General features: G+C 70.9%; 23 protein-coding genes and 1 pseudogene. 9 read left to right on the forward strand and 15 right to left on the reverse strand.

The window, feature by feature from the left end; translation table 11 throughout:
- Positions 1–7: 7 nt before the first annotated feature.
- On the reverse strand, positions 8–685 hold the full coding sequence (gene mtrA, locus GUY59_RS13925; protein WP_043620615.1) for an MtrAB system response regulator MtrA: 678 nt from the start codon (positions 683–685) through the stop codon (positions 8–10).
- Positions 686–1,193: 508 nt separating this feature from the next.
- Here mtrA and GUY59_RS13930 point away from each other — a divergent pair.
- From GUY59_RS13930 to GUY59_RS13950, 5 genes are all read left to right on the forward strand, one after another.
- On the forward strand, positions 1,194–2,228 hold the full coding sequence (locus GUY59_RS13930) for a glycerophosphoryl diester phosphodiesterase membrane domain-containing protein (protein ID WP_236667140.1): 1,035 nt from the start codon (positions 1,194–1,196) through the stop codon (positions 2,226–2,228).
- Positions 2,225–2,890 (forward strand): DUF4129 domain-containing protein, encoded by a 666-nt coding sequence (locus tag GUY59_RS13935; RefSeq protein ID WP_138203487.1) that lies wholly within the window; start codon positions 2,225–2,227, stop codon positions 2,888–2,890. The genes GUY59_RS13930 and GUY59_RS13935 overlap by 4 nt, the downstream gene beginning before the upstream one ends.
- Positions 2,887–4,065, forward strand: coding sequence for a DUF4350 domain-containing protein (locus GUY59_RS13940; RefSeq protein WP_201760846.1), 1,179 nt, complete (start codon positions 2,887–2,889; stop codon positions 4,063–4,065). Before GUY59_RS13935 ends, GUY59_RS13940 begins: the two co-directional genes overlap by 4 nt.
- Positions 4,055–5,035, forward strand: a complete 981-nt coding sequence (locus GUY59_RS13945; protein ID WP_165959898.1) for an AAA family ATPase — start codon at positions 4,055–4,057, stop codon at positions 5,033–5,035. The genes GUY59_RS13940 and GUY59_RS13945 overlap by 11 nt, the downstream gene beginning before the upstream one ends.
- A gap of 74 nt (positions 5,036–5,109) precedes the next feature.
- On the forward strand, positions 5,110–6,495 hold the full coding sequence (locus tag GUY59_RS13950) for a DUF58 domain-containing protein (RefSeq protein ID WP_138203485.1): 1,386 nt from the start codon (positions 5,110–5,112) through the stop codon (positions 6,493–6,495).
- Positions 6,496–6,589: 94 nt separating this feature from the next.
- Here GUY59_RS13950 and GUY59_RS13955 read toward each other — a convergent pair whose 3' ends face one another.
- The gene (locus GUY59_RS13955) at positions 6,590–7,582 is read right to left on the reverse strand and encodes a stage II sporulation protein M (protein ID WP_132337822.1); all 993 of its coding nucleotides are present in this window, start codon (positions 7,580–7,582) and stop codon (positions 6,590–6,592) included.
- 51 nt (positions 7,583–7,633) lie between these two features.
- Here GUY59_RS13955 and GUY59_RS13960 point away from each other — a divergent pair, with 51 nt between their 5' ends.
- On the forward strand, positions 7,634–8,614 hold the full coding sequence (locus GUY59_RS13960) for an RDD family protein (RefSeq protein WP_171055487.1): 981 nt from the start codon (positions 7,634–7,636) through the stop codon (positions 8,612–8,614).
- Positions 8,615–8,651: 37 nt separating this feature from the next.
- Here GUY59_RS13960 and GUY59_RS13965 read toward each other — a convergent pair whose 3' ends face one another.
- Positions 8,652–10,034 carry an LVIVD repeat-containing protein gene (locus GUY59_RS13965; protein ID WP_132337818.1) on the reverse strand — a complete coding sequence of 461 codons (1,383 nt, stop codon included), beginning with the start codon at positions 10,032–10,034 and terminating at the stop codon, positions 8,652–8,654.
- Positions 10,035–10,084: 50 nt separating this feature from the next.
- Complete coding sequence (locus tag GUY59_RS13970; protein WP_138203481.1) at positions 10,085–11,482, reverse strand: LVIVD repeat-containing protein; 1,398 nt, start codon at positions 11,480–11,482, stop codon at positions 10,085–10,087.
- 166 nt (positions 11,483–11,648) lie between these two features.
- On the opposite strand from GUY59_RS13970, the gene GUY59_RS13975 reads away from it, so the two are divergent.
- The gene (locus GUY59_RS13975; RefSeq protein WP_171055486.1) at positions 11,649–12,284 is read left to right on the forward strand and encodes a DUF305 domain-containing protein; all 636 of its coding nucleotides are present in this window, start codon (positions 11,649–11,651) and stop codon (positions 12,282–12,284) included.
- Positions 12,285–12,329: 45 nt separating this feature from the next.
- Here GUY59_RS13975 and GUY59_RS13980 read toward each other — a convergent pair whose 3' ends face one another.
- Positions 12,330–13,565 (reverse strand): adenosylhomocysteinase, encoded by a 1,236-nt coding sequence (locus tag GUY59_RS13980; protein WP_132337814.1) that lies wholly within the window; start codon positions 13,563–13,565, stop codon positions 12,330–12,332.
- Positions 13,566–13,827: 262 nt separating this feature from the next.
- On the reverse strand, positions 13,828–15,255 hold the full coding sequence (ahcY, locus tag GUY59_RS13985; protein ID WP_138203479.1) for an adenosylhomocysteinase: 1,428 nt from the start codon (positions 15,253–15,255) through the stop codon (positions 13,828–13,830).
- Between the two features lie 104 nt (positions 15,256–15,359).
- Here ahcY and GUY59_RS13990 point away from each other — a divergent pair, with 104 nt between their 5' ends.
- The gene (locus GUY59_RS13990) at positions 15,360–15,743 is read left to right on the forward strand and encodes a MerR family transcriptional regulator (RefSeq protein ID WP_138203477.1); all 384 of its coding nucleotides are present in this window, start codon (positions 15,360–15,362) and stop codon (positions 15,741–15,743) included.
- A gap of 60 nt (positions 15,744–15,803) precedes the next feature.
- Here the strand turns inward: GUY59_RS13990 and GUY59_RS13995 are convergent, their stop codons facing one another.
- From GUY59_RS13995 to GUY59_RS14015, 5 genes are read right to left on the reverse strand one after another with little or no spacing between them, the layout of a single operon-like run.
- Positions 15,804–16,730, reverse strand: coding sequence for a cation diffusion facilitator family transporter (locus GUY59_RS13995; protein ID WP_138203475.1), 927 nt, complete (start codon positions 16,728–16,730; stop codon positions 15,804–15,806).
- A 49-nt stretch (positions 16,731–16,779) separates the two neighbouring features.
- Positions 16,780–17,886, reverse strand: a complete 1,107-nt coding sequence (locus GUY59_RS14000) for an SIS domain-containing protein (protein ID WP_138203473.1) — start codon at positions 17,884–17,886, stop codon at positions 16,780–16,782.
- Positions 17,883–18,050, reverse strand: a complete 168-nt coding sequence (locus tag GUY59_RS14005; RefSeq protein WP_138203471.1) for a Trm112 family protein — start codon at positions 18,048–18,050, stop codon at positions 17,883–17,885. The genes GUY59_RS14000 and GUY59_RS14005 overlap by 4 nt, the downstream gene beginning before the upstream one ends.
- Positions 18,047–19,396 carry a phosphomannomutase/phosphoglucomutase gene (locus GUY59_RS14010; protein ID WP_138203469.1) on the reverse strand — a complete coding sequence of 450 codons (1,350 nt, stop codon included), beginning with the start codon at positions 19,394–19,396 and terminating at the stop codon, positions 18,047–18,049. The genes GUY59_RS14005 and GUY59_RS14010 overlap by 4 nt, the downstream gene beginning before the upstream one ends.
- 42 nt (positions 19,397–19,438) lie before the next feature.
- On the reverse strand, positions 19,439–19,807 hold the full coding sequence (locus GUY59_RS14015; protein WP_132337802.1) for a DUF3499 domain-containing protein: 369 nt from the start codon (positions 19,805–19,807) through the stop codon (positions 19,439–19,441).
- Positions 19,808–20,028: 221 nt separating this feature from the next.
- Here GUY59_RS14015 and GUY59_RS14020 point away from each other — a divergent pair, with 221 nt between their 5' ends.
- The gene (locus GUY59_RS14020) at positions 20,029–20,469 is read left to right on the forward strand and encodes a metallopeptidase family protein (protein WP_330849162.1); all 441 of its coding nucleotides are present in this window, start codon (positions 20,029–20,031) and stop codon (positions 20,467–20,469) included.
- Positions 20,470–20,478: 9 nt separating this feature from the next.
- Here GUY59_RS14020 and GUY59_RS14025 read toward each other — a convergent pair whose 3' ends face one another.
- The 4 genes and pseudogenes from GUY59_RS14025 to GUY59_RS14040 form a co-directional block, all read right to left on the reverse strand.
- Positions 20,479–21,768 carry a DUF5719 family protein gene (locus tag GUY59_RS14025; protein ID WP_138203465.1) on the reverse strand — a complete coding sequence of 430 codons (1,290 nt, stop codon included), beginning with the start codon at positions 21,766–21,768 and terminating at the stop codon, positions 20,479–20,481.
- Positions 21,768–24,590, reverse strand: coding sequence for a glycosyltransferase (locus tag GUY59_RS14030; RefSeq protein WP_138203463.1), 2,823 nt, complete (start codon positions 24,588–24,590; stop codon positions 21,768–21,770). Before GUY59_RS14030 ends, GUY59_RS14025 begins: the two co-directional genes overlap by 1 nt.
- A 113-nt stretch (positions 24,591–24,703) precedes the next feature.
- Complete coding sequence (locus GUY59_RS14035) at positions 24,704–24,964, reverse strand: WhiB family transcriptional regulator (protein ID WP_020546325.1); 261 nt, start codon at positions 24,962–24,964, stop codon at positions 24,704–24,706.
- Between the two features lie 319 nt (positions 24,965–25,283).
- A pseudogene (locus GUY59_RS14040) lies at positions 25,284–25,968 on the reverse strand (hypothetical protein); the annotation flags it as partial.

Here is a 25,968-nt window from a genome sequence, read left to right on the forward strand (position 1 = left end):
GCGGAGGCTAGGCGGGGCCGGCTTTGTAACCCACGCCGCGGACGGTCACCACGATCTCGGGGTGCTCGGGGTCCTTCTCGATCTTGGCCCTGAGCCGCTGGACGTGCACGTTGACCAGCCGCGTGTCGGCCGCGTGACGGTAGCCCCACACCTGCTCGAGCAGGACCTCTCGGGTGAACACCTGGCGCGGCTTGCGGGCGAGCGCCACGAGCAGGTCGAACTCGAGCGGCGTGAGGTTGATGGTCTCCTCGCCGCGCTTGACCGAGTGTCCGGCCACGTCGATGGTGATGTCGCCGATCTGCAGGATCTCGGGGGTCGGCTCGTCGGTGCGGCGCAGGCGCGCCCGCACCCTGGCCACCAGCTCCTTCGGCTTGAACGGCTTGACGATGTAGTCGTCGGCGCCGGACTCCAGGCCCAGCACGACGTCGATCGTGTCGCTCTTGGCCGTGAGCATGACGATCGGAACGCCCGACTCCGCCCTGATCCTGCGCGCGACGTCGATGCCGTCGGCCCCCGGCAGCATCAGGTCGAGCAGCACCAGGTCGGGGCGTGTATCCCGGAAAGCGTCAAGGGCTTTGTCACCGTCGGAGACAAATGACGGCTCGAAACCCTCCCCCCGCAACACGATCCCCAGCATCTCGGCGAGAGCGGCGTCGTCATCGACGACCAGCACGCGACCTTTCATGGCCCCTCATTCGTTCTACGCATTGTGGGACATACCCGCACGATCGCTGAAGGTTACCCTTGGTGGGCTCATGAGTGTGACTCAAGCCCCGCAAAAGGCGACTTTTCGGTCCGCCCCCGCGATCGCAATCTCAGTCTGCGGTAACAGAGCAACTTTCTGCCATCCCTGGACGCGAACACAGCCCGGATTCGCCGAAGAATGCGGCCGAGCCGAGGCTTCGGATGGGCCCGGCTGCACTCAGCGACACCAAGTTCCCGCCCAGCATGCCAGGATTGGGGATATGTCAGACGGTCACGGTCCCACGCCCGAGACGCCATCAGGCTGGTCGGCCGAGCAGCCCCCGCCCTACAGCGCCCCGCCGGCCTCCCCGTGGACCGCGCCGGGTTCGCACCAGCAAGCTCCGCACGGTGCTCCCCACGGGGAGCAACCACCACAACAGCGGCCTTACGGGCCGGGGCCCCAGCCACCATATCCGCCCCATCAGCATCCCCAGCCCGTCTACGGCGCCATGCAGCCACCGCCCGCGCTGCGGCCCGGCATCATCCCGCTGCGTCCCCTGCAACTCGGCGATCTGCTCGACGGCACGATCAAACTCATCAGGTCCAACCCGAAGGCCGTGCTCGGCCTGTCGGCCATCGCCGCACTGCTCGCGTCGGTGCCGCTCGCGGTGGGGCAGGCCTTCCTGCTCAACTCGGTGGGTGGCGCGCTCGCCGATCCCGCCAACGTGAGCACCGCACAGGCCGAGCTCACCGGCCTGTACGGCTTCGCCTCCCAGTACGGCGGCACCCTGATCTCCTACGCCATCCAGTTCGTCGCGGTCACCCTGCTGACCGGCGTGCTGACCCGCATACTCGGCCGGGCGGTCTTCGGCGGCAAGCTCACCGCCGGGGAGTCCTGGCAACTGGTCAAGGGCCGGATGCCGGCGTTGTTCGGCGTGGTGGGGCTGATGGCCGCGTTCATGCTGGTGCCCGCGCTCGTGTTCGTCATGCTCGTCGTGGTCTTCTCGCTCAACGCCTCCGCCGGCGACATCGGCTGGCTGGCCGCGATGAGCATCCTGTTCATCATCGTGTACATCGCCTACTACCTGATCATCAGGACCCGCTTCGCGTTCGCCTCGCCCGCCGTGGTCCTCGAGGGGCGCAGCCCTCTCGACGCCATGCGCCGCTCGTGGCACCTGGTGACCGGCGACTTCTGGCGGGTGTTCGGCATCCTGCTGCTCACCTCGCTGCTCGTGGGGCTCGTGGCGGGCATCCTGTCGGTGCCGTTCACGATCGCGGGCACGCTCTTCGGCATGTTCGGCGCGGGCTCGGCGGCGACGACGGCCGTGTCGGCCGTGCTGATCGCCATCGGCGGCACGCTGAGCGCCATGTTCGCCTATCCGTTCGAGGCCGGGGTCGCCGGTCTCCTCTACGCCGACCGCCGCATGCGCAGTGAGGCGTTCGACCTCGTCCTGCAGACCGCGGCCATCGAGCAGCAGCGCCAGGGCTGGGTGCACGCCTCCGCCGACGAGCTGTGGCACCCGTCCAACTCCGCCAGATCGTGAGCCCGATCGACAGGGAGGAGGCGGCGCGGCAGGCCGCGCGCGAGCTGCTCGACCCCGCCTACGAGACGGAGTCGCTGCCGGACCGGGTCTACCGATGGGTCATGCAGTTCCTCGGCGACCTGGTCGACGCCACCGTGGGCGGCGGCCCGGCCGGCGGCGTCATCGCGTCCGTGGTGATCGTACTGATCATCCTCGGGGTGATCGTGCTGATCTCGTGGCAGCTGCGCAGGTCCGCTCGCAGGAACGCGCCGGCGGTGGGCGCGCTGTTCGGCCGGCGGACGATGAGCGCGGCCGAGCACCGGCAGGCGGCGGAACGGCTGGCCGCCGAGGAGCAGTGGGCCCCCGCCCTCCAGGAACGCCTCCGGGCCGTCGCCCGCGACCTGGAGGAGCGCGCGCTCGTCGACGGCATGCCCGGGCGCACGGCCGACGAGCTGGCCGCCGAGGCCGCCGTCTCCCTGCCGGACTTCGCGGACGAGCTGGCCATGGCGGCCCGCTCGTTCGACGACGTCACCTACGGCGGCGTGCCGGGCACGCGCGAGGCCTACACGCGGATGGCCGACCTTGACGACCGCGTCAGCCAGGCCCGCCCGGTGCCCATCGCCTCCCAGACGGCCGTCGCGCCCGGCGCGGGCCCGTGGACGGGCGTCGGAGGCGCCTCATGAGCGTGACCACGAGCCCTCCCGCCGCCGACGGGTCCAGGCCGACCTCCCCGACTCCCCGCTCCACCTGGCGCGCGAACCGGCTCATCGTGCTGATGGGCGCGCTCATCGTGCTCGCGGGGGTGACGAGCGTGCTGCTCGGCGGAAGCCGCGGCCCCGCCCGTCCCCTCGACCCCGACGACACGTCGCTGATGGGCTCGAAGGCCCTGGCCGAGCTGCTGCGCGTCCGGGGCGTCACCGTCGACCGGGTCGACTCCGCCCAGGCCGCCGTCGACAAGGCCGCCACAGGTGAGCGCCTGCTGCTCATCACCGCCCAGACGTACGTCGACGAGCGCCCCCTCGCCCGGCTCCCCGGCGATCGGCTGATCGTCGGCGACGTCTTCGGTCTGGCCGCCCTGGCCCCGGAAGTGCGTACGCAGGCCCAGCCCGCACGCCCCCGCTCGCGCGACCCCGAATGCCCGCTGCCCGCCGCCCGTGCCGCGGGGAGCGCCCACATGGGCGGCGTCGTCTTGCGCGGGCCGCCGGGCTCCACCGGCTGCTACCCGGCCGGCGACGGGCACACGCTGGTCAGCTACTCCAACGGCAGGGGCGTCACCACCGTCGTCGGCGACGGCGGCTTCATGACCAACCAGCGACTGGCCGAGGACGGCAACGCGGCTCTCGCGCTCAACCTCCTCAGCACCGGCAAGCCCGTGACCTGGCTGGTCCCGCCGGAGAACCCGCCGCCCGGAGAGCTGCCGGGTGAGCAGGGCCAGTCGATGTACGACCTGATGCCCGGCAACATCCGCTGGACCATCTACATGGCGATCATCGCCGTGGCGCTGGCGGCGTTCTGGCGGGGCAGGCGGCTCGGGCCGGTGGTGGTGGAGAAGCTGCCCGTCGTCGTCAGGGCCTCCGAGACGGTCGAGGGGCGTGGCAGGCTCTACCGGGCGAGACGTGCCAGGGAGCGCGCGGCGTCCGCGCTGCGCGCGGGCACGATCGACCGGCTCACGGCCAGGCTCGGGCTCGGCCACGGCGCGGGGCCGCAGGAGGTCGTCCCGGCCCTCGCCGCCCGCACGGTGGAGGACCCGCACCGTCTCGGCGCGGCACTGTACGGGCCGCCGCCGACGGACGACGCCCAGCTCGTGGAACTGGCCGGATACTTGGACATGATCGAAAGGCAGTTGAGTGAACTTTGACGAGACCTACCGCGTGACGAGTTCCGGCGACTCGGCGAGGCAGGCGCTGGCGGCGTTGCGCACCGAGGTGTCCAAAGCCGTGGTCGGGCAGGACGCTGTGGTGACGGGCATGGTCATCGCGCTGCTGTGCCGGGGCCACGTGCTGCTCGAAGGCGTGCCGGGCGTGGCCAAGACGCTGCTGGTGCGTACGTTGGCGGCGGCCCTGTCGCTCGACTTCAAGCGGGTGCAGTTCACGCCCGACCTGATGCCGGGCGACGTGACCGGGTCGCTGATCTACGACGCGAAGACCGCGCGGTTCGAGTTCCGCGAGGGCCCGGTTTTCACCAACCTGCTGCTCGCCGACGAGATCAACCGCACCCCGCCGAAGACCCAGGCAGCCCTGCTCGAAGCGATGGAGGAGCGGCAGGTCAGCGTCGAGGGCGCGGCCAGGGCGCTGCCCGACCCGTTCGTGGTGTGCGCCACCCAGAACCCTGTCGAGTACGAAGGCACCTACCAGCTTCCCGAGGCGCAGCTCGACCGGTTCCTGGTCAAGCTGACCGTGCCGCTGCCGCCGCGCGAGCAGGAGATCTCGGTGCTCGACCGGCACGCCCGCGGTTTCGACCCGCGCGACCTGTCGGAGGTCAAGGCCGTCGCCACGGCCGCCGACCTGGCGGCGGGCCGGGAGGCGGCTTCCGCCGTGCACGTGGCTCCCGAGGTGCTCGGCTACATCGTCGACGTCGCCCGCGCCACCAGGAGCTCGCCGGCGTTGCAGCTCGGCGTCTCGCCGCGCGGCGCCACCGCCCTGCTCGCGGCCTCCCGGGCGTGGGCGTGGTTGTCCGGGCGCCAGTACGTCACGCCCGACGACGTGAAGGCGCTGGCCAGGCCCGCGCTGCGGCACCGCGTCCAGCTCCGGCCCGAGGCCGAGCTGGAAGGGACCACCGCGGACGGCCTGCTCGACGGCATCCTCGCCTCCGTCCCCGTCCCCCGCTGACAGGAGGGTGAGCGACCAATGGCGCTGAGCCAACCCGACGCAGCCGCGCAGCGAGTGAGGAGGGTGAGCGACTGATGGCGCTGACGGGACGTGCCGGGCTGGTGGCGGCGATCGGGATCCTGGTGGTGATGTTCGCGCCCCTGCCGGGGCCCGCGCTGGCCGGGGTTTGCCTGCTGCTAGCCGCCGCGATCATCGTGGACCTGGTGTTCGCGGGGGCGGTGCGCCCGCTGAGGTTCCACCGCTCCGGCGAGACCCTGATGCGCCTGGGCCAGCGGGCCACGGTGGAGCTGGTGGTGGAGAACCCCGGCGCCCGGCGCGTACGCGGGGTGCTGAGGGACGCCTGGCCGCCCTCCGCCGGAGCCTCGCCGCGCCTCGCCCGGTTGGACGTACCGGCCGGCGAGCGGCGCAAGATCGTCGTGACGCTCGATCCGACGAGGCGCGGCGACCGGGCGTCCGTGGCGGTCGCGGTGCGTTCGGTCGGACCGCTCGGCCTGGCCGCCCGCCAGGGCAGCCATCAGGCTCCGTGGTCGGTGCGGGTGCTGCCGCCGTTCCTGTCGCGCAAGCACCTGCCTTCCAGGCTGGCCAGGCTGCGCGAGCTGGACGGGCAACACCCCGCGCTGGTGCGCGGGCAGGGCACCGAGTTCGACTCGCTGCGCGAATACGTGGTGGGCGACGACGTCCGTTCCATCGACTGGCGGGCGACCGCGCGCCGCCACGACGTCGTGGTGCGCACCTGGCGTCCCGAACGCGACCGCCGCGTGCTGATCGTGCTCGACACCGGCCGCACGTCGGCGGGCCGGGTGGGTGACGCGCCGATCCCCCTGGCGGGCGCGGCGGGCAACGGCGGCGGCCTGCTGGCTCAGCAGGCCGCCGGGCGGGATTCGCGGCCCTCGCCGGGCTGGCCGCGGCTCGACTGGTCGATGGACGCGGCGCTGCTGCTGGCCGCCCTCGCCGCCAAAGCCGGCGACCAGGTGGACTTCCTGGCCTACGACCGGGCGGTACGCGCGTGGGTGAGCGGGGAGTCGCGCACCGAGCTGCTGTCGTCGCTGGTCAACGCGATGGCGCCGATCGAGGCGGAGCTGGTCGAGGCCGACTCGCAGGGCATGGTGGCCGCCATCCTGTCGAGGGCCAAGCGGCGCTGCCTGGTCGTCCTGCTGACGGACCTCAACCCGGCTGCGCTGGACGAGGGGCTGATGCCGGTGCTGCCGCAGTTGTCTGCGCGGCACCTGGTGCTGGTCGCCGGGGTGTCCGATCCGCTGGTCGCGGCCATGGCTGGCCGCCGCGACTCGGCCGAGGAGGTCTATGACGCTGCGGCGGCCGAGCACGCGCAGCTCGGGCGCAGGCGCATCACGGCGAGACTGCGCCGGCACGGGGTCGAGGTGGTCGACGCGGCTCCGGACGACATCGCGCCCGCGCTCGCGGACGCGTACCTGGCGCTGAAGGCCGCGGGCCGCCTCTGAGCACTGCGGGCGGGCGGTCAGGGCGCCTCTGGACGCTGAACGCCACGCCTCCGAGCGCTGCGGGCCGCGGGCGGCCTCTGCGCGCCCGGGGTGATCACGCCGATGGGGCCACGTCGGGGGCGCGTTCGAGGTCGCCGGTCTCGTTCTGCGCCAGCGCCCGGCGGCCGAAGACGATCACGTACGTCAGGAAGACCACCTCGGCGAGCACCCCGATGCCCACACGCGCCCACGTCGGCAGCCCCGACGGCGTCACGAACGCCTCGATCAGCCCCGACGCGAACAGCACCACGACGAGCCCGAGCGCCACGCTCATCACGGCTCTGCCCTGCTCGGCCAGCGCCTCGACCCGCTTGCGCGGTCCTGGGTCGACGACCGTCCAGCCCAGGCGCATGCCGACGGCCGCCGCCAGGAACACCGCGGTCAGCTCCAGGAGCCCGTGCGGCATGATGAGACCGAAGAAGATGTCCAGTTTGTCCCTGGAAGCCATGAGGCCGCCCGAGACGGCGACGTTCTCGGCGTTCGCGTAGAGCGCGTACGGGATCGGCAGCCCCAGCAGCACCGAGTACGCGATCATCAACGCCGAGACGTAGGCGTTGTTCAACCACACGCGGCTGGCGAAGGACGCGGCCGGGTTCTCCGAGTAGTAGTCGGCGAAGTCCTCCTCGACCAGCTGGGTGATCTCCTCGGGGCTGGCGATGGCGGCCTGGACGCCGGGGTTGTTCGCCACCCACGCACCCATCACGAACGCGACGACCAGGAACGCGGCCGAGCTCGCCAGCCACCACCACCGCGCCCGGTAGGCCACCACGGGGAACGTCACCGTGAAGAATCTCACCAGCTCCCGCCAGGCCGGCGTGTGCGCGCCGGTCACCGCGGACCTGGCCCTGGCCACCAGCGCGGACAGCCGCCCGGCCAGCACCGGGTCGTTCGACGAGGAGCGCATGATGGACAAATGCGTCGAGACGCGCTGATAGAGGTCGACCAGTTCGTCGACCTCGGCGCCCGTCAACGACGAACGGTTCTGCACCAGGTAGTCGAGCCGGTCCCACACGGGGCGGTGCGCCGCGACGAAAGCATCAATGTCCACCCGAACATTCTGGCCGCTCAATCACCGCGACATAGCCGTTAGGCTCCACTTATGTCGGAGGTTGTGACCGGCGACGCCGTCGTCGTGGAAGTGCGGGTGGCCCAGATGCCCTCGCGGGCGCTGGCGATCATCATTGACCTGGCGGTGCAGTTCACGGCGATGGTCGGCGCCTACGCGCTCTTAGGAGCGTTCGCCGGCGTCACCGACATGGCCATGTTCAGCGCTGTCATGATCGTACTGCTGGTGCTGGTGATGATCGGCTATCCGGTGATCTTCGAGTCCCTCACCAGGGGCCGCAGCCTCGGCAAGCTGGCGCTCGGGCTCCGGGTGGTCAGCGACGACGGCAGCCCTGAGCGCTTCCGGCAGGCGCTGTTCCGCGGGCTGGCCGGGCTGGTCGAGTTCTGGGTGCTCGCCGGGGCACCGGCGCTGATCGCCTCGCTGGTCTCGCAGCGGGGCAAGCGGCTGGGCGACGTGTTCGCGGGCACCATCGTGATCTCCGACCGGGCTCCGCGCGACACGGGGCAGGTCATCATGATGCCGCCGCCGCTGGCGAGCTGGGCGACCACGCTGGAGCTCTCCCAGTTGCCCGACGACGTGGCGCAGGCGGCCAGGCAATACCTGTTGCGCTGGCCCGACCTGTCGCCGCAGGTGCAGCACGAGATGGGCGTGCGCGTCTCGACCCAGGTGGCCTCCTTCGTCTCCCCCGCGGCGCCCGCCGGGACGCCGCCGTACGCGTATCTGAGCGCCGTGCTGGCCGAGCGCCGACGCAGGGAGCAGGCCAGGTTCGCGCAGCGGGCGGGGAACGGCGGCGTGCCGCATGGCCCGTACGCGCAGCCAGGTCCTCCCCCGCCGGTTCCGCAGCCGGGCCCTTACGGCCCGCCCCCTCCGGCGGCTGCGCGGCCCGGCCCTTACACGGCGCCTCCTCCGGCGCCTCCTCCGGCGGCTGCGCGGCCGCTGCCCGGCCCGCCGCCGGCCGGGCCCGCGCCGGAGCCGCCCCAGGCGACCCCGGGCGGGTTCGCGCCGCCCCAGTGACCCGCGAGGGTCGCCGAGGCGGCGCGGAGCCTTCGGATCAGTGCCACCAGCCGTTGCGGTACGACTCCTGCGTCTGCACGTTCAACCGGTCGGTACGAACGTGCTTGGCGCTGTTCGTGAGCCGGTCGTCGATCTTGATGACGTCGAAGCCCTCGTGGAAGTCGGCCGCGTAGATGTAGCCGTTGTAGTAGTAGGCCGACCAGATGCCGCCGCCACCGCCGTCCGAGCGGGGGCCGCGCTCGAAGAAGCCGATCTCCCTCGGGTTGGCGGAGTCGGTGAAGTCCCAGACCGACAACCCGCCCATGTACCACGCCTGCACCATGATGTCGCGGCCCTTGACGGGGATCAGCGAACCGTTGTGGGCGACGCAGTTCTCGCTGTCGTCCTGGTGCCGGGAGATCTTGAAGTAGCTCTTGAACGCGAACTGGCCGTTGGAGATGTCGTAGATCGCGTCGGCGCCGCGGTTGGGGCCGGTGGCCTCGTTGCAGGTGGCCGCGCCGCCGCCGCCGAGCTCGTCGGTGAAGACGACCTTCCTGGCGTTGTTGGTGAAGGTCGCCGAGTGCCAGAAGGCGAAGTTGGGGTCCGTGGTCCTGGCGGTGACCTTCGGGTCGAGCCGGTCGGAGATGTCGAACAACACGCCGTCGCCCATGCACGCGCCCGCCGCGATGTCCTTCTCCGCGTACGCGGTGATGTCGTGGCAGCCGGTGGTCGGGATGAGCAGGCCGGGCTGGTCCTCGTTGCCGCCGTCGGGGAAGACGACCGGGGTGGCGGCGACGTGCGCGGCCTGCGGGTGGCGCAGCGGCACCTTGATGATGGAGATCTTGTCGTGCGGCGGCTGGCAGTCGGGGAAGTTCGCCGCCGGCAGGTACGAGGAGACGTACACGTAGACGTTCTTGTGCCGGTCGCGCCCCTTGCCCGGTACCAGGGTCAGCGTGTGGGAGCCACAGGCCGTTTCGACCGCCTTGATGTACTTCGGCCTGGCCTTGTTGGAGATGTCGAAGATGCGTACGCCTTCCCAGGCGTCCTTCTCGGCGGCCGACCGGTCGGTGCTGGCGCAGGAGTCGTCGCTGCGTGAGCTGTCGACGGCGGCGAACAGCAGGTCGCCGTAGACGCTGACGTCCATCTGCCCGCCGGGGCAGACCACGGAGCTCACGACCCTGGCCTTCTTGGGGTTCCTGATGTCGTAGATGGAGAAGCCGCCGTAGTTGCCGACGTAGGCGTAGTCGCCCTGGAAGGCGATGTCGGTGTTGATGGACGACGCGATGGCGTCCGGTTTGGGGACGTTCCTGACGTGGGTGACGTTGGGGCTGGTGACCACGGCGTCGGGCGGCGGGATGTCACTGGCGGTCGCGGGTAACGCGGTGAGCAGCAGAGCGACGGCCGCCCCGGCCATCGCGAGGACACGGCGCGGGCTGGACATGCGGAATGCCTCCTTCGTACGGATACCGGCGGGAACGCGGCGTCCCGTCATCAGTGATGACCGTGGCCGCGCTCGGGGTAGGACGTCTGGGTCTGCGCGTTGAGCTCGCGCATCTTGACGCCGTTCGCCCGGTTCGTACGCCAGTCGTTGATCTTCAGCACGTCAAGGCCCAGGTTGAAGTCGGAGCCGTAGATGTGCCCGTTGTAGTAGTAGGCCGACCAGAAGCCGCCGCTCAGCGCGGGCGCGGTGTTGTCGGGGCCGCGCTCGAAGTAGGCGATCTCCTCCGGATGCGCCGAGTCGGTGAAGTCGACCACCGAGATACCGCCCTGGTACCACGCCTGCACCATGATGTCGCGGCCCTTGACGGGGATCAGCGAACCGTTGTGGGCGACGCAGTTCTCGCTGTCGTCCTGGTGCCGGGAGATCTTGAAGTAACTCCTGAAGACGAGCCGGCCGCGCACGATGTCGTAGTAGGCGTTGGCGCCCCGCTCGGGCCCGATGGCCTCGTTGCAGGTGGCCGCGCCGCCGCCCCCGAGCTCGTCGGTGAAGATGACCTTCGTGCCCTCGTTGTTGAACGTGGCCGAGTGCCAGAAGGCGAAGTTCCGCTCGTCGCGCACGGTCGCGGTCACCCTGGGCCGCTCGGGGTCGCGGATGTCGAGCAGAACGCCCTCACCCATGCACGCGCCCGCCGCGACGCCCTTCTCCGGGTACGCGGTGATGTCGTGGCAGCCCGTCGTGGCGGACCTACCCTCGGGATAGGGCAGTTGCTTGCCCGGGTACCCGCCGTCGGGGAACAGGTTGGGCGTCGCGACGACCGAGGCGGCGGACGGGTCGCGCAGCGGCACCTTGATGATCGAGATGAGGTCGTGGGGCGTCGCGCAGTCGGGGAACGCGTCGCTCGGGCCGTAGGAGGAGACGTAGATGTAGACGTTGCGCTTCCACCGGTCGGGGACCAGGGTGTGCGTGTGCGAGCCGCAGTTCGTCTCGACGGCCTTGATGTACTTCGGGTGCGCCTTGTCGGAGATGTCGAAGATGCGTACGCCCTCCCACGACTCCTTCACGGACGCGGGCTGCGAGGTGCTGTTGCACGAGTCGTCGTTACGTGAGGAGTCGACCGAGCCGAACAGCAGGTCACCATGGACGCTGACGTCCATCTGCCCGCCGGGGCAGACCACGGAGCTGACGAGCGAGGTGCGCTTCGGGTTGCGGATGTCGTAGATCGAGAAGCCGTAGTAGTTCCCGACGTACGCGTAGTCGCCCTGGAAGGCCATGTCCGTGTGGATGTCGGCCAGGGCCTCGGGTTTGGGCACGTTAGTGACGTGCTTGATGTTCGGGCTCATGACGATCTCGCCAGGAGCCGGTATGTCCGCAGCCTGGACAGGCAGAGTGGTGCCGGCCAGCGCGGCCAGGGCCGCGACCAGGATGAGGACCCTGCGGCGGGTGAACACTCGGGGACCTCCGATAAAGGGGGCATAAACCTCCGTTATGGTCGCTCTAATCACCGCTGTTGACCAGCGTCCAACGTGTCAAATTTTGTTCCGGTTCGCCCCCTTTCCTAACTTCGGTTCATGACTTAGAGTGCGCATTCTCCGCCACGTTCGTCAGGGAGGCTGGGTGCGCGCCGCGCTCATTGTCGTCATGGCCACGGTCGCCACCCTCACCGGCTGCAGCTCCAGCACGACGCCACAGGCGCCGCGAGCCGACTCGACCGCACCCGTGATCGCTCCCGGCCGGCCAGGCGAACAGGACAGGACGCTCTCACCGGCCGAGGCCGCCACCGCGGTGCCCTCCCCCACCGCGAACGCCGCCGACGTGACCTACGTCCAGGACATGATCGTCCACCACCGGCAGGCCCTGGACATGGCGCTGCTGGCCCCGAACAGGGCGCAGTCGGCCAAGGTGAAGGGCCTGGCCGACCGGATAAAGGCCGCCCAGGCACCCGAGATCCAGTACATGACGACCTGGTTGCGGGAGCAGGAACAGAAGGTGCCCGACCACCACGCGGCGCACGACGGCATGCCGGGAATGGCCACGCCGGAGAAGTTGGAGGCGCTGCGGGCGGCGACGGGCAAGGACTTCGACCGGATGTTCCTGCAGCTCATGATCGCCCACCACCAGGGGGCGATCACGATGTCGGAGAAGGTGCTGACCAGCGGCTCCCACATCAAGATCGAGGAACTGGCCGGCGACGTGAGCGTCACCCAGATGGCCGAGATCGGACGCATGCGGGAGATGCGGACCGCGCTGTGACCACGCCCCCCGGCAGCCGCCGCACGGGCGCAGGCCCGCCACCCCTCAGGAGCCGACGCGCCAGGAGTGCAGGTAGTCCTCCTGCTCGTCCGTGAGCTCGTCGATGCCGATGCCCGTGGCGGCCAGCCTGAGCCTGGCGACCTCGTGGTCGATCTCCGCGGGCACGTCATAGACGCCGGGCTCCAGCCGGGCCCGCTCCCCGGCCAGCCACGCCACGGCCAGAGCCTGCGCCGAGAACGACATGTCCATGACCGCGGCCGGGTGCCCCTCGGCGGCCGTGAGGTTGACCAGCCGGCCCTCGGCGAGCAGCAGCAGCCGCCGGCCGTCGGGCATGACGTACTCGTCGGTGTTCGGCCGCACGCCCCTGATCACCTCGACGGCCAGCTCGTCCAGCGCCCGCACGTCGATCTCCACGTCGAAGTGTCCCGCGTTGGCCAGGATCGCGCCGTCCCTCATCGCGGCCAGGTGCTCGGCCCTGATCACGTCGCGGTTGCCGGTCACGGTGATGAACAGGTCGCCGAGCAGCGCCGCCTGCGCCATCGGCCGCACCTCGTAGCCCTGCAGGGTCGCGTCGAGCGCCTTCACGGCGTCGATCTCGGTGACGATCACCCGGGCGCCGAAGCCCTTGGCCCGCTCGGCCACCCCGCGCCCGCAGAACCCGAACCCGGCCACCACCACCGTGCGACCCGCCAGCATGATGTTGGTGGCCCGCATGATCCCGTCGAGCGTCGACTGCCCGGTGCCGTAACGGTTGTCGAACATGCGCTTGGTACGCGTGTCGTTCACGGCCACGACCGGGAACCTCAACGCCTGCTCCGCCGTCATCTGTCGCAGCCTGATGATCCCCGTGGTCGTTTCCTCGCAACCGCCGCTGACGCCGTCGAGCAGGTCGGTGCGCTCGGTGTGCAGGATGTTCACCAGGTCGCAGCCGTCGTCCAGCACAAGATCCGGCCCAAGATCGAGCGCCTGGTGAATGTGCCGGTAGTAGGTCGGCCGGTCCACGCCGGCCCGCGCGTGCACCGCGATCCCGTACGCGCGCAACGCCTCGGCCACGTCGTCCCGCGTCGACAGCGGGTTGGAGGCGGCCAGCGCGATCTCGGCACCGCCCGCCTTCAGCGCGCCCATGAGCACGGCCGTCTCGGCGGTGACGTGCAGGCAGGCCGCGATCTTCAACCCGTCCAAGGGCCGTTCCAGGCCGAAGCGCTCACCGATCGCGGTCAACACCGGCATCGAACGCGCTGCCCACGAGATCTGCCGTTCACCGCTTTGCCAGACGTCCATGGCTCACCTGTAACCGAAGAAGACGGCCAAGAACGCGCTCGTAACGGCGAGAGTCCCGTGAGCCTTCACGACCGGCCATGACGGACGGAAGCGGCGTCGGCGAGTGCGGGTGACTTGGCCTGCCGTAAAAGATGGGGTTGAAGCGCCCCGAGGGGGAGTCCCCTCGGGGCGTCGGTGACACGGAGAAGAGCCGCTCCCAAGACAGCCGAGCAGCTTTCAAGAAGCTCCCGGACAGCCGAGCAGTTCCAGCGTCCGGCCCCGATCAGTACCGGTAGTGGTCCGGCTTGTACGGGCCCTCGACGTGCACGCCGATGTAGGCGGCCTGCTCCTTGGTCAGTTCGGTCAGCTTGACGCCGAGGGCGTCGAGGTGGAGCCGGGCGACCTTCTCGTCGAGGTGCTTGGGCAGCGTGTAGACGTCGGTCGGGTAGTCGGCGGTCTTGGTGAACAGCTCGATCTGGGCGATCACCTGGTTGGTGAACGAGTTGGACATGACGAAGCTCGGGTGGCCGGTCGCGCAGCCGAGGTTCATCAGGCGGCCTTCGGCGAGCACGAGGATCGTGTGGCCGTCGGCGAAGACCCACTCGTCGACCTGGGGCTTGATGGTGTTGCGCTTGATGCCGGGCAGCTTGGCGAGGCCGGCCATGTCGATCTCGTTGTCGAAGTGGCCGATGTTGGAGACGATCGCCTGGTGCTTCATCCGCGCCATGTGGTCGGCGGTGATGATGTTGAAGTTGCCGGTCGCGGTGACGAAGATGTCGGCGATGCCGACGACCTCGTCCAGCGTGGTCACCTGGTAGCCGTCCATGGCCGCCTGGAGCGCGCAGATGGGGTCGATCTCGGTGACGATCACGCGGGCGCCCTGGCCGCGCAGCGCGTCGGCGCAGCCCTTGCCGACGTCACCGTAGCCGCAGACCACGGCGACCTTGCCGCCGATGAGCACGTCGGTGGCACGGTTGAGGCCGTCGATGACGGAGTGGCGGCAGCCGTACTTGTTGTCGAACTTCGACTTGGTGACCGAGTCGTTGACGTTGATGGCCGGGAAGAGGAGCTGGCCGTTCTTGTGCATCTCGTAGAGGCGGTGCACGCCGGTCGTGGTCTCCTCGGTGACGCCCTTGATGTTCTCGGCGATCCTGGTCCACTTCTTGTCGGCGCCGACCGTGCGGGTGAGCACGTCGATGATGACGTGCCACTCCTCGGGGTCGTCGGCGGTGGCGGGAGGCACGGCGCCCGCCTTCTCGTATTCAGCGCCCTTGTGCACCAGCAGCGTGGCGTCGCCGCCGTCGTCGAGGATCATGTTGGGGGCGCTGCCGTCAGGCCACGTCAGCGCCTGCTCGGTGCACCACCAGTATTCCTCGAGGGTCTCGCCCTTCCAGGCGAACACCGGCACGCCCTTCGGGTCGTCGACGGTGCCGTCGGGGCCGACGACCGCGGCCGCGGCGGCGTGGTCCTGCGTGGAGAAGATGTTGCAGCTGACCCAGCGGACCTCGGCCCCGAGCGCCACCAGCGTCTCGATGAGGACGGCGGTCTGGATGGTCATGTGCAGGGAGCCCATGATCTTCGCGCCCGCCAGAGGTCGCGTGTCCGAGTATTCGCGGCGCACGGCCATGAGGCCGGGCATCTCGTGCTCGGCGAGCCGGATCTCCTTACGACCGAAGTCGGCAAGTGAAAGGTCTGCGACCTTGAAGTCCATCGGGTTTCCCCTCGCGTCACTGATGGGTTGTCGCCGACGAGTCTAGGCACCGTTCGTACGGCGACGCACGCCAAGAGGGGTGAAACTGACGTAAGAATGTAAGGATGCGCATCACGGAAGCCGCCAAGCGGCTCGGCATGTCCCCGCGAATGCTCCGCTACCGGGAGGCACTCGGTCTGCTGCCGCCTGTGCGGGAGCAGGGGGCGCACCGGCGGTTCGGCCCCGAGGAGCTGGCCGCCGTGGCGCAGGGCGTCGAGCTGGAGAAACGGTTCGACGTGTCGCCGGCCGAGCTGGCGTTCGCCCTGCGGGTGCTGAGCGAGCCCGCCGTGGCGGCGGCCGTACGCGACCTCGGGGTGCGGATCGGGCGCATCCAGGTGCCGCGCAGGGCCCTCGACTTCGAGAAGGAGAAGGCCCTGCGACTGCTGCGCCCCTCGGGCGGCGCTCAGCAGGCTGGTGTGCGGGACCGGCCCAGGCCGGGCAGGGCCTAGCAGGCGGGCGTATCCAGCCGGACGGCGCCCAGCAGGCGGGCGTACCCGGCCGGGCGGCGCTCAGGGCGCGGGCGTGCGGGATCGGTCGAGGTCGGGCTCCAGGTAGATGACCCGGGCGATCGGCACGGCCTCGCGGATGCGCTGCTCGGCCTCGTCGATGCCGCGCGCCACCTCACCGGCCGTCTCGTCGTGCGAGACCGCGATCTTGGCGCCCACGAGCAGTTCCTCCGGGCCGAGGTGCAGCGTGCGCATGTGGATGATGCGGTCGACCTCGGGCGCGCTCTCCAGCGCGCGGCGGACCTGCTCCTCCACCTCGGGCGAGGCGCCCTCTCCGACCAGCAGCGACTTGGTCTCCACGGCGAGCACGACCGAGATGACGGCGAGCAGGACGCCGATCATCAGCGTGCCGATGGCGTCCCAGACGGGGTTGCCCGTCACCACGGCCATCGTCACGCCGAAGAGCGCGAAGATCAGGCCGAGCAGCGCGCCCAGGTCCTCCAGCAGGATGACCGGCAACTCCGGCGACTTGGACCTGCGGATGAACGCGATCCACCCCTGCCTGCCGCGCACCAGGTTGGCCTCTCTGATGGCCGTGCGGAACGAGAAGATCTCAGCGATGATCGCGAAGATCAGCACGCCGAACGCCCAGGCGGGCGACGTGAGGGGCTCGGCGTGGCTCAGCTTGTGATAGCCCTCGTACAGCGAGAAGAGCGCGCCGATCGCGAACAGCACCACGGCCACCACGAACGCGTAGAAGTAGCGTTCGCGACCGTAGCCGAACGGGTGTTCCTTCGTGCTGGCGCGGGCCGCACGCTTGCCTCCGACCAGCAGCAGCACCTGGTTGCCCGAGTCGGCGACCGAGTGAATGCCCTCGGCCAGCATCGACGACGACCCGGTGAAGAACGCCGCTACGAACTTGGCCACGGCAATGGACAAGTTAGCGACCAATGCCGCCATGATCGCTTTGGTTCCGCCGCTCGCGCTCACCGGTCTTCTCCACTCATAAGATCATGTAATAAAGGCCTGGAAGGGGATCCTATTGCGAAATCCGGGCCTTCAGCTCACTGATCGCCGAGACGGAGCTCGGATCAATGGCATATCCCAGCGCCAGATAGGTGCTCGCGTAGTCGCCGAGCAGGATCAGCGAGGCCATGCGTTCCAGCGGGTGCGTGCCTTCCGCCGCCAGTTCGGTCACCGGAACGTCGCGCTCGCGCGCCAGTCGCAGCGAAGCCTCGCGCTGACGCGTCAGTTGGGGGTGTTCCTCGACGTCGCGCAGCACCACCAGCCTGAGCGCGTGGGCGGGGGCGTCGGCGAAGATGTCGCGCTCGGCCATCGGCCCGTCGAAGGTCGCCACCTGGCCGTGCCCCGCCTCGGGCAGCTCGCCGTAGATTGCGGGATATTTCGCGTTGGTGTTGAGCTGGCAGGCCAGCCGGTACGCCGCCACGGACGCCGCGGCCGACGAGCCCCAGACCACCGGAAGGCTCTCGGCCACATCCAGCGCGAGCGACTTGCCCGGGTTGACGAACGACTCGCTGGACGGCCGGCACCGGTGAGCCATGTCCTCCAGCGCCGTGGCCACCCGTTCGAACAGCTCCTGGTCGGCCGGCACGAGCCGCAGCGCGGCGGCCGCCACGATCAGCGGCACGGTCAGCAGCCACACGTTGGCCCTGGACTGCCCGCTCACCGGCACCGGCACGTAGACCGCCGACGCCTGGGTGGCGATCGCCTCCAGCGGTGAGCCCGGCGCGCCCACGCCCAGCAGCGTGCACCCGCGCCGCACGGCCTGGGTGGCGACGGCCAGGGTCTCCTCGGTGTCGCCCGAGCCTGAGACGGCGATGATCAGGTCGGTGGCGCCGACCCAGCCGGGGAGCTGGTAGGAGCGCAGGGTGATGATCGGCAGCGGCGCGCCGTTGCCGACGACCGCCGCCATGATGTCACCCGCGATGCCGGAGCCGCCCATGCCCGCGACCACGACGGCGCGCGGGCGCCCCATCCCGGCCAGGCGGTCGACACGGGCCTCGACGGCGCTGCGGTAGCCGGTGCGTACGTGAGCCGCGGCGGCGGCGACCGCGGGCAGCATGCCGCCGGGGTCGCCGTCGCTGAGATGCCGCTGGTCATCGAGCCGCTCCGGCTCCCAGGTCACGGTTTCCTGGCCTCGTCGACGAGCAGAACGGGGATGTCGTCCCGGACCGGGTAGATGAGGCCGCACCCGGTGCAGGTCAGCTCCTCGGCCTCGGTCTCGGCACGCAGGGGGGCCTTGCACGCCGGGCAGGCCAGGATCTCGAGCAGCCAGTCGTCGATCTTCACTTCGACACCTTTCCCACAATGGCGAGGACCTCGTCCCTGATCGCCGTCATCTCGGTCTCGTCGGCCGCCTCGGCGTTCAGCCGGAGCAGCGGCTCGGTGTTGGAGGCCCGCAGGTTGAACCACCAGCCGGATCCCGTCACGGTCAGCCCGTCGACCTCGTCGAACTCGCCCCGGCCCGCGAACGCCTCCCGCACCCGCCGCAGCGCCTCACCCTGGTCGGCGACCGCGCTGTTGACCTCGCCGGAGGCGTGGTAGCGCGAGTAGACCTCGACCAGCTCGGACAGCGCCCGGTCCTGCTCGCCCAGCGCGGCCAGCACGTGCATCGCGGCAAGCAGACCGGAGTCGGCGAACCAGAAGTCGCGGAAGTAGTAGTGGGCGGAGTGCTCGCCGCCGAACACCGCGCCCGTGCGGGCCATCTCGGCCTTGATGAACGAATGCCCCACCCGCGTCCGCACCGGGACCCCGCCGTGCTCCTGCACGATCTCGGGCACGCCGTGGGACGTGATCAGATTGTGAATGATCGTCGCGCCCGGCGCCTTGGCCAGCTCGCGCACCGCGACCAGCGCGGTCACGGCCGACGGCGAGACGGACGCCCCACGCTCGTCGATCACCCAGCACCGGTCGGCGTCGCCGTCGAAGGCCAGCCCGATGTCCGCGCCGCTGTCGACGACCGCGCGCTGCACGTCGAGAAGGTTCTGTGGCTCCAGCGGATTGGCCTCGTGGTTGGGGAAGTCGCCGTCCAGCTCGAAGTAGAGCGGCACCAGCTCGATCGGCAGCCCGTCGAACACGGAGGGAACGGTGTGCCCGCCCATGCCGTTGCCCGCGTCGACGACCACCTTGAGTGGCCGGATGCGGGTCAGGTCGACCAGGGTGCGCAGGTGGTGGGCGTAGCCGGGCAGCAGATCCTTCTCGATCAGCGACCCCACCGGCGTGGCGGTCACGCCGACCAGCTCGGCCGCGCGGTCGCGTATCTGGCTCAGGCCCGTGTCGCCGCCGATGGGCACCGCGCCGGCCCGGCACATCTTCATGCCGTTGTAGCGGGCGGGATTGTGGCTGGCGGTGAACATCACGCCCGGCAGCCCGAGGCTGCCGCTCGCGTAGTAGAGCAGGTCGGTGGAGCCGAGTCCGGCGTGCACGACGTCGGCCCGGCGCGAACGCGCCCCGCGGACGAAGGCCTCGGCCAGTGGCACGGACGACTCGCGCATGTCGTGGGCCACCACGACCGACCCGGCGCCCGTCACCTCGACGAAGGCCGCCCCGACGGCCTCGGCGATCGGCTCGTCGAACTCGTCGGGAACCAACCCGCGAACGTCGTACGCCTTGAAGATCTTGGCGAGATCGCCCACTCTCCAGCTCCGCCCTTGGTCGTTTCCTCCGTTGAAACGAGCCTACCGGTCGCGGTGCTGCTGGGCCGACCTGAGAACGCGCAGGTGCCCGCGCCTGCCGACCTCGACGCCCTGGCCGACCGGCTCACCCCCGCCCGACGGCGAGGGCCGCGCCGCCTCCCTGACCGCGTTGGCCAGCGCCTCGAGATCGTCGGAGCTGGGCGAGGCGCCGTCCGTCGGCAGCCGCACCACCTCCCAGCCGCGGGGAGCGGTCAGCCGCTCGGCGTGTTCGGCGCACAGGTCATAACAGTGTGGCTCCGCGTACGTCGCCAGGGGGCCGAGAACAGCGGTCGAGTCGGCGTATACGTACGTGAGCGTGAAGACGGCAGGCTGGCTGCAGGCGGTGCGGGAACAGCGGCGGACGGGGCTCACGGAGGGACCGTATCTGGTAAGAGTGCGAGGCGCCACTATCTGAGCACTCTTAACGAGCGTGTCGCCACAATTCGGACACCTGTCGCAGCCTTTCCACCGATTTCCCCGCCAGGGACCGGGTCGAGCCCGAAGGTTTCCCGCGTTCCCGGGCGAAACCATCCGTCGTGGACAGGTGACGCCGTTCCCCGGCACCGCCCACAGGCCCCCCTACACTGGTTTGCGTGACTCACAGGCGCGGTCCCAGGCGGCGCGATCGCCACGGTCGCGGTCTTCGCGGCCCGCTCGCCCCCTCCCACGTCCCCATGGCCAAGTCCCGCAGCGAGCGCTTCGACGACCTCGTGCTCGACGCGGTCGACCGGCTCAGGCCCCGGTGGGAGCGCCAGTTGTCGGCGGTGGAGTTCGCGGTCGAGGAGGTGCCGCCGCTCAGCGAGCTGGGCGACGGGCCGCAGCTGAGCTCCGACCCGATCCCGTTCGGCCGCGCCGACGTCGCCGCCGGCCCCAACCCCGCCTCGATCGTGGTCTACCGGCGTCCCCTGGAGGCGCGGGCCCGCGACCGCGACACGCTGGGGGCCATGGTGCACGACACGGTCGTGGAGCAGGTGGCCACGCTGCTCGGCCTGGCCCCTGAGACGGTCGACCCGGGCTACGACGACCGCGGCTGAACTGCCGGCTCAGGGCACGACCACGCGGGCGGTGTCGGTGAGGGGCGGCAGGAGGGTCCACATGCGGGCGGGCGACAGCGGCTGGGCCGTGAGCAGCAGGCCGCTCTTCAGGCGTTCCTCCACCACCCGTGCTCCATAGACCTCCCCCGACACGGGCGTGACCACCACGGCGAAGTTCCCCTTCGCCTTGAGCTTGACGTTTTTCGTACGCCCGGCAGGCACCTCCACGTCGAACGCGTCGCCGTCCGGCACCTCCCGCACCCGCACCTTGCCGGGCCCTCCGAGCGCCGTGAGGACCAGGCGGGAGCCCGCGCGGTTGCCGGCCACCGCGCTGCCCAGGTCGAGTGAGGGCGTCCCGGCGGTGAAGGCGACGTCGGAGCTGCTGCCGGTGCCCGTGGCGACGAGGCCGGCCACGATCGGAACGGGCGAGGTGAGGACGAGGGCGGCCGAGGAGCCTCCGACGCCCGTGGTGACGTCGAGGGCGGCCACGCTGCCCGCCGGCACGTCCAGGGTCTCGCGGCCCTTCATCACGTACTCGGCGTCCTCGCTCACCGCCTTGAGCCGTACGGCGGCGTCGCTCTCGCCGGGCGCGGCGACCAGCAGTTGCCTGCGCCCGCCCCCTCCGGGGATGCCGGGGACGACCACGCGCGTCGAGGGCGGGGCGGCGGCGGGGAGCCAGTCCACGCCGCCCGTGTCGAGAGTCGTCCTGGCCGCGACGGCCACGCGGCCGAAGACGGTCGTGACGCTCACGGCCATGATGTCGGCCGAGGGGGCGAGCGTCTTGAGGTCGATCTCCTTGTGCTCGCCCGGCGCGATCTCCAGCCCGATCCCCTTGTCCCCGGAGACGACCCCTTCCGCCGCGTGGACCTGGATGTCGGTCAGCGCGGGCGCCTTGTCGGCGTTGGCGAGGTGGAGACGCACGTCGGCGTCCGCGGGGCCGGGGCCGACCAGCCAGGTCTCCGGGCTCGGCTCGGTGCAGCGCACCCCGGCCAGCCCACGCCCGGCGCCCTTGGTGGTGCGGGTGACGTAGCCGGCCTCCAGCGCGCCGGGGCCCTTGGTGACGTACGGGCCGGCGTCCATCTTCTCGCGGTTGAGCGTGTCGGGCAGGTAGACGTCGACCTGCTCGCCCTTCGTGCCGGGGCAGACGGCGGTGACCGACTCGACGGCCACCTTCCGTGGGCCCGCGGGCGGGGGCGGCAGGGGCGCCGGCCTGGTGACGTACGCGGCCCCGTACATCGCCGTCAGGGCGACGACGACCAGCGCCAGCAGGCCGAACCTGTTCTCCACGAACGCCTTCATCACGCACCCGCCAGTGCCACGGACGACGACTCGACGCCCTCGGACGGACGCCGCCCCGGCGCGGCCATGAGCGCCGCCACCAGCACCAGCGCCCCCTGCGCCCACAACCACGGCGTGTGGAGGGCGCTCCCGGGCTGGGCCGGCACGCGCCTGACCGGCTCGGTCAGACGCCACAGCCCACCCGCGTCCGACAGGCTCATGCGCTGCAGCGACGGCTGGGAGTCGAGCCTCTTCGCCAGTTCGGCCGAGACGGGGGGCGCCACCGCGACCATGGCGATGCCGTGCTGGGCGAGCGTGGCCGCGTCGCCGCCGCGCCCGCCGGCCAGGCCCTGGGCCGCCGTCCTCACCCGGGTGCGGGCATCGGAGTCGACGGGCAGTTCCGCCTCGCCGATCAGCGGGGTACGGGCGCGCAGCACGGTGAAGGCGGAGCCCTCGATCACGAGCGTGCGTTCGCCGTTCTTCGAGTAGGACGCCGCCAGCGCGGGCAGCACGTCGGGCGCGTCGCCCACGAGCGGCCCTCGTACGCCGTTCACCACCCAGAAGCCCGCGGCCAGCAGCGGCGTGCTGAACGCGACCGCCACCACGGCCGTCGCGCCGAGCTTGCGCAGCCCGCCTCCCGCGCGCAGCTCGGCCAGGCGGTGGGCGGTCAGTCCCACGAGGACCAGCAGCCCGGTGCCCGCGAACGCCAGCGGCACCCCCGGCCACGCCCGCGCCCCTTCGACGGTGACGCGGCTGACCAGGATCGCGGCCAGCATCCCGTACAGCGCGATGCCCCACCCGATCGCGACGATCATGCGCTGGCGGCGCATGAGGAGCGCGGAGAGCGCGGTCGTGACCAGGCCGGCCGTCACCCAGAACGGCGGCAGTCCGGGCCCGCCGGGGCTGAGCGCGAGCAGCGACTCGGGGGCGAGCACGGGATCGGCCAGGGCCGGATCGTGCAGCCCGGCCTCCAGGAGGATCCTGCCCGGGTCGGTGACCAGGGAGGCCAGCCACGGGAGCAGCAGCGCCAGCGGCACGGCGAGGGCGATGGCCATGGAGGTCACGACCCCGCGCCGCACGCCGCCGAAGGCGACCGCCGCGAGCACGCCGAGCACGGCGAAGAGCGGGTAGACCAGCGGGACGAACGCCGTGCCCACGGCGAGCAGCAGCCCGAGCCCCCAGGCTGCGCGGCGGGCGCGGCGGCGCTCGCCGGACAACAGCACCGTGCCGAAGGACGCGTAGAGGGGCAGGAGCACGAACACCACGGCCGTGCCCAGCCGCCCGGCCGCGATGGCGCCGGTCGCGACGGGCAGCAGCGCGTACGTCCCGGCTGCCCACGCCCGTGCGGGCACCGCCGGGATGATGTGCCGGGTGGCGAGGTACGCCGAGGCGCCGGCCAGCGGCACCGAGCCGAGCAGCAGCACGGAGACGGCCAGCCACGTCTTGCCGAGCGCGAGTGTGGACAGGGCGGCGAGCACGGCGACGTACGGGGGTGCCCAGGCGTTTGAGCCGAGGCCGACGTCGTGGAAGCTCTCGGTGTAGAACGCCCACAGGTCTCCCGCGCCTCCCGTGACGGGCACCAGGGCGCCGCCGCCGAGCCGTTCGCCGCCGAGCCGTTCGCCGCCGAGCAGGGAACGCTCGGCGGCCAGCGAGACGGCGGTCAGCGCGAGCAGGAGGACGACGCCCGGACGGCTGAGGAAACGTTTGACGGCGCCGGTGTCCGGCGGCGGGAGCTCGTCCTCCTCCTCAGCGGTGGAGTGGTGGTGGCGGCCGGCGGAGTCGACGGGGGCCTGGCCGGCGAGGAAACTCTGGACCATGTCGGTGAGCCGCCGCCAGGCCGCTCCGCGAGGGGTCATCAACCGCTTGATGCGGATATATGCCTTTTTTCGGCTCTGGCGGTTGCCTGGAGGGCGGCGGGCCCGGCGGGCCCTGAGCAGCCGGAACGGGTGCACCAGGATCGACCCCATGGCCACCATCTCGTCCAGCGCGTTCGCGGGCTGCTTGCTCACGATGAACAGCAGCGTGCGGAAGGCCGAGCCGACCACGTTCCGCAGCAGCGCCCAGAGCATCGCGCCGAACGGCAGGTTGGCCATCACCACGAAGATCGCGTTACGCCTGTCGAGCCTGCGTGGATGGTCCCCGCTGACCGTGATGCGCCGCCGCCTGCGCGCCGCCGCCTCGGCGTGCCAGGCCACGGCCGAGGTGACGTTCAGCACCTGGTGCCCGGCGTTGCGCACCCGCCAGCACAGGTCGAGATCGTCACGGAACAGCGGGAAGAACGGGTCCAGCCCGCCCACCTGCTCCCACACGTCCCGGCGGATCAGCATGCCCGCCGTGGACACCGAGAGCACGTCGTGCGTACCGTCGTGCTGCCCCTGGTCGAACTCGCGAGGTTCGAGCCCGGTGTCCCTGCGCCCGGTGCGGCCCACGGTCACGCCCACTTCGAGCAGCCGCCTGCGGTCGAGCCAGTCGCGCAGCTTCGGGCCGAGCACCGCCGCCTTGGGGTGGTGCTGCGCGGCCACCAGCAGCGCCTCCAGCGCCCGCCGGTCGGGAGCGCAGTCGTCGTGCAGCAGCCAGATCCACTCGTCGGGCCCCGCGGACGGCGACCTCTCCAGCGCCGCCGCCACGGACTCGCCGAAACCGGTGGAACGAGGCAGGGAGATCAGGTTGCCGCGGCCGAGCGTCTGGACGAGCAGATCGGCGGAGCCGTCCCTGCTGCCGTTGTCGACGCCCGCCACGCGGTCAGGTCTGCGGCTCTGCCCGGCCAGAGCCTGCAGCGTCTCCCCGAGCCAGCGCCCGCCGTCGTGAGCGACGACGATCGCGGTGACGTAGGGACGTGCCATGGGCGGGTGACTCCTGGGGGTTGATCACGCGCGCCCACCCTACAGGCGAACCCCTGCAAGAGATGCGAAAAAGGGCCACACGGCAGCCCGCGTGACCCCCTCGCCCATATCTCTCAAACGGCCTGGCGTTTGATCCGTCTGCGTTCCCGCTCGGACAGCCCACCCCAGATGCCGAACCGCTCATCGTGCTCGAGTGCATATTCCAGACACTCGGCACGGACCTCGCACGATCGGCAGACCTTCTTGGCCTCTCGGGTGGAGCCGCCCTTCTCCGGGAAGAACGCCTCCGGATCAGTCTGCGCGCACAAGGCGCGCTCCTGCCATCCGAGTTCTTCAGCGTCAAGCTGATCCTGTGCGATGACCGGATCGGTCACTGCACACCTCCCTGCCGCCCGCCCGCAATGGAGCCCCCCATGGACGCCTTCCTTATTACCCACCCACTGGAAGGCGTAACAACATGGTTGTAATTACACGCGCGTGCCGTGCGTGACGTCAAGCGGCATGCAGGTATCCGGGGAAAGACCAGATCTCGCCCCGGTGTGCTTGGCATGTGATGTTCGCACCCGGCCGACACCCATATGCGCGCGGCGTCAGCCAGGCTTGTTCAACGCTGTCAGCGGTCCGAACCGTACCAGGGCGGGATAGACGACCGCCCGTGGCCCACCTTCTCTCTAGCCGTTCATTGCCGGTCCGTTACCTGCGTGGCTCATTGGGGGTGTATATGGCAGTCGGGTCGATCGGGTCGTCCCCGGGACGGCGCTGGTCGCCACCGAAGGAGTCCGGTCCGAACGACGACGGGTCGAGCCGCATCGTCGCGTCCCCCGACGGCACCTGGTGGCCGGGCTGGTACTGACCCTGCTGCGGCTCGTACCCGCCGCTCTGCTGCTGGGGCTGCTGCGGATGACCGAACGGGTCGTCGTACGCCCTGGGCGGCTGCCCCGCGTAGTCGGGCACGCGCAGCTCGGACTGGGTGCCCGGCGAGGAGTGCTGGTAGGTCTCCGCCTGCTGATAGGCGTCCATGAGCTGCTGGGAGCGAGGGTCGACGGGCGGCTCGGGCTCCTGGTACGCCTGCGGGGTGGCGTACTCCTGGCCCGAGAAGCCCGTGAACGGCTGACCGGCCTGCTGATCGGCCTGCTGCGGGGCGAAAGCACTCTGGCCGAAGTACTGCTGCTGGCCGTCCGGCGGGGGGTACGGGACGTTCGGGCCGGTCTCGGCCGTGGGATAGGCCTGCTCGGCGGGCGCGAAGGCGCTGGGGGCCTCCGACGGCGCGTACGGGTTCTGCTGGTCCGCCGACGGCGCGTAGGGGTTGCCTTGGTCCGCGGGCGGGGCGTACGGGTTCGGCTGGTCGGCGGGCGGGGGGTACGGGTTCGGGCTGGGC

The sequence above is a fragment of the Nonomuraea sp. K271 genome, assembly GCF_009908215.1.
GTDB lineage: Bacteria > Actinomycetota > Actinomycetes > Streptosporangiales > Streptosporangiaceae > Nonomuraea > Nonomuraea longispora.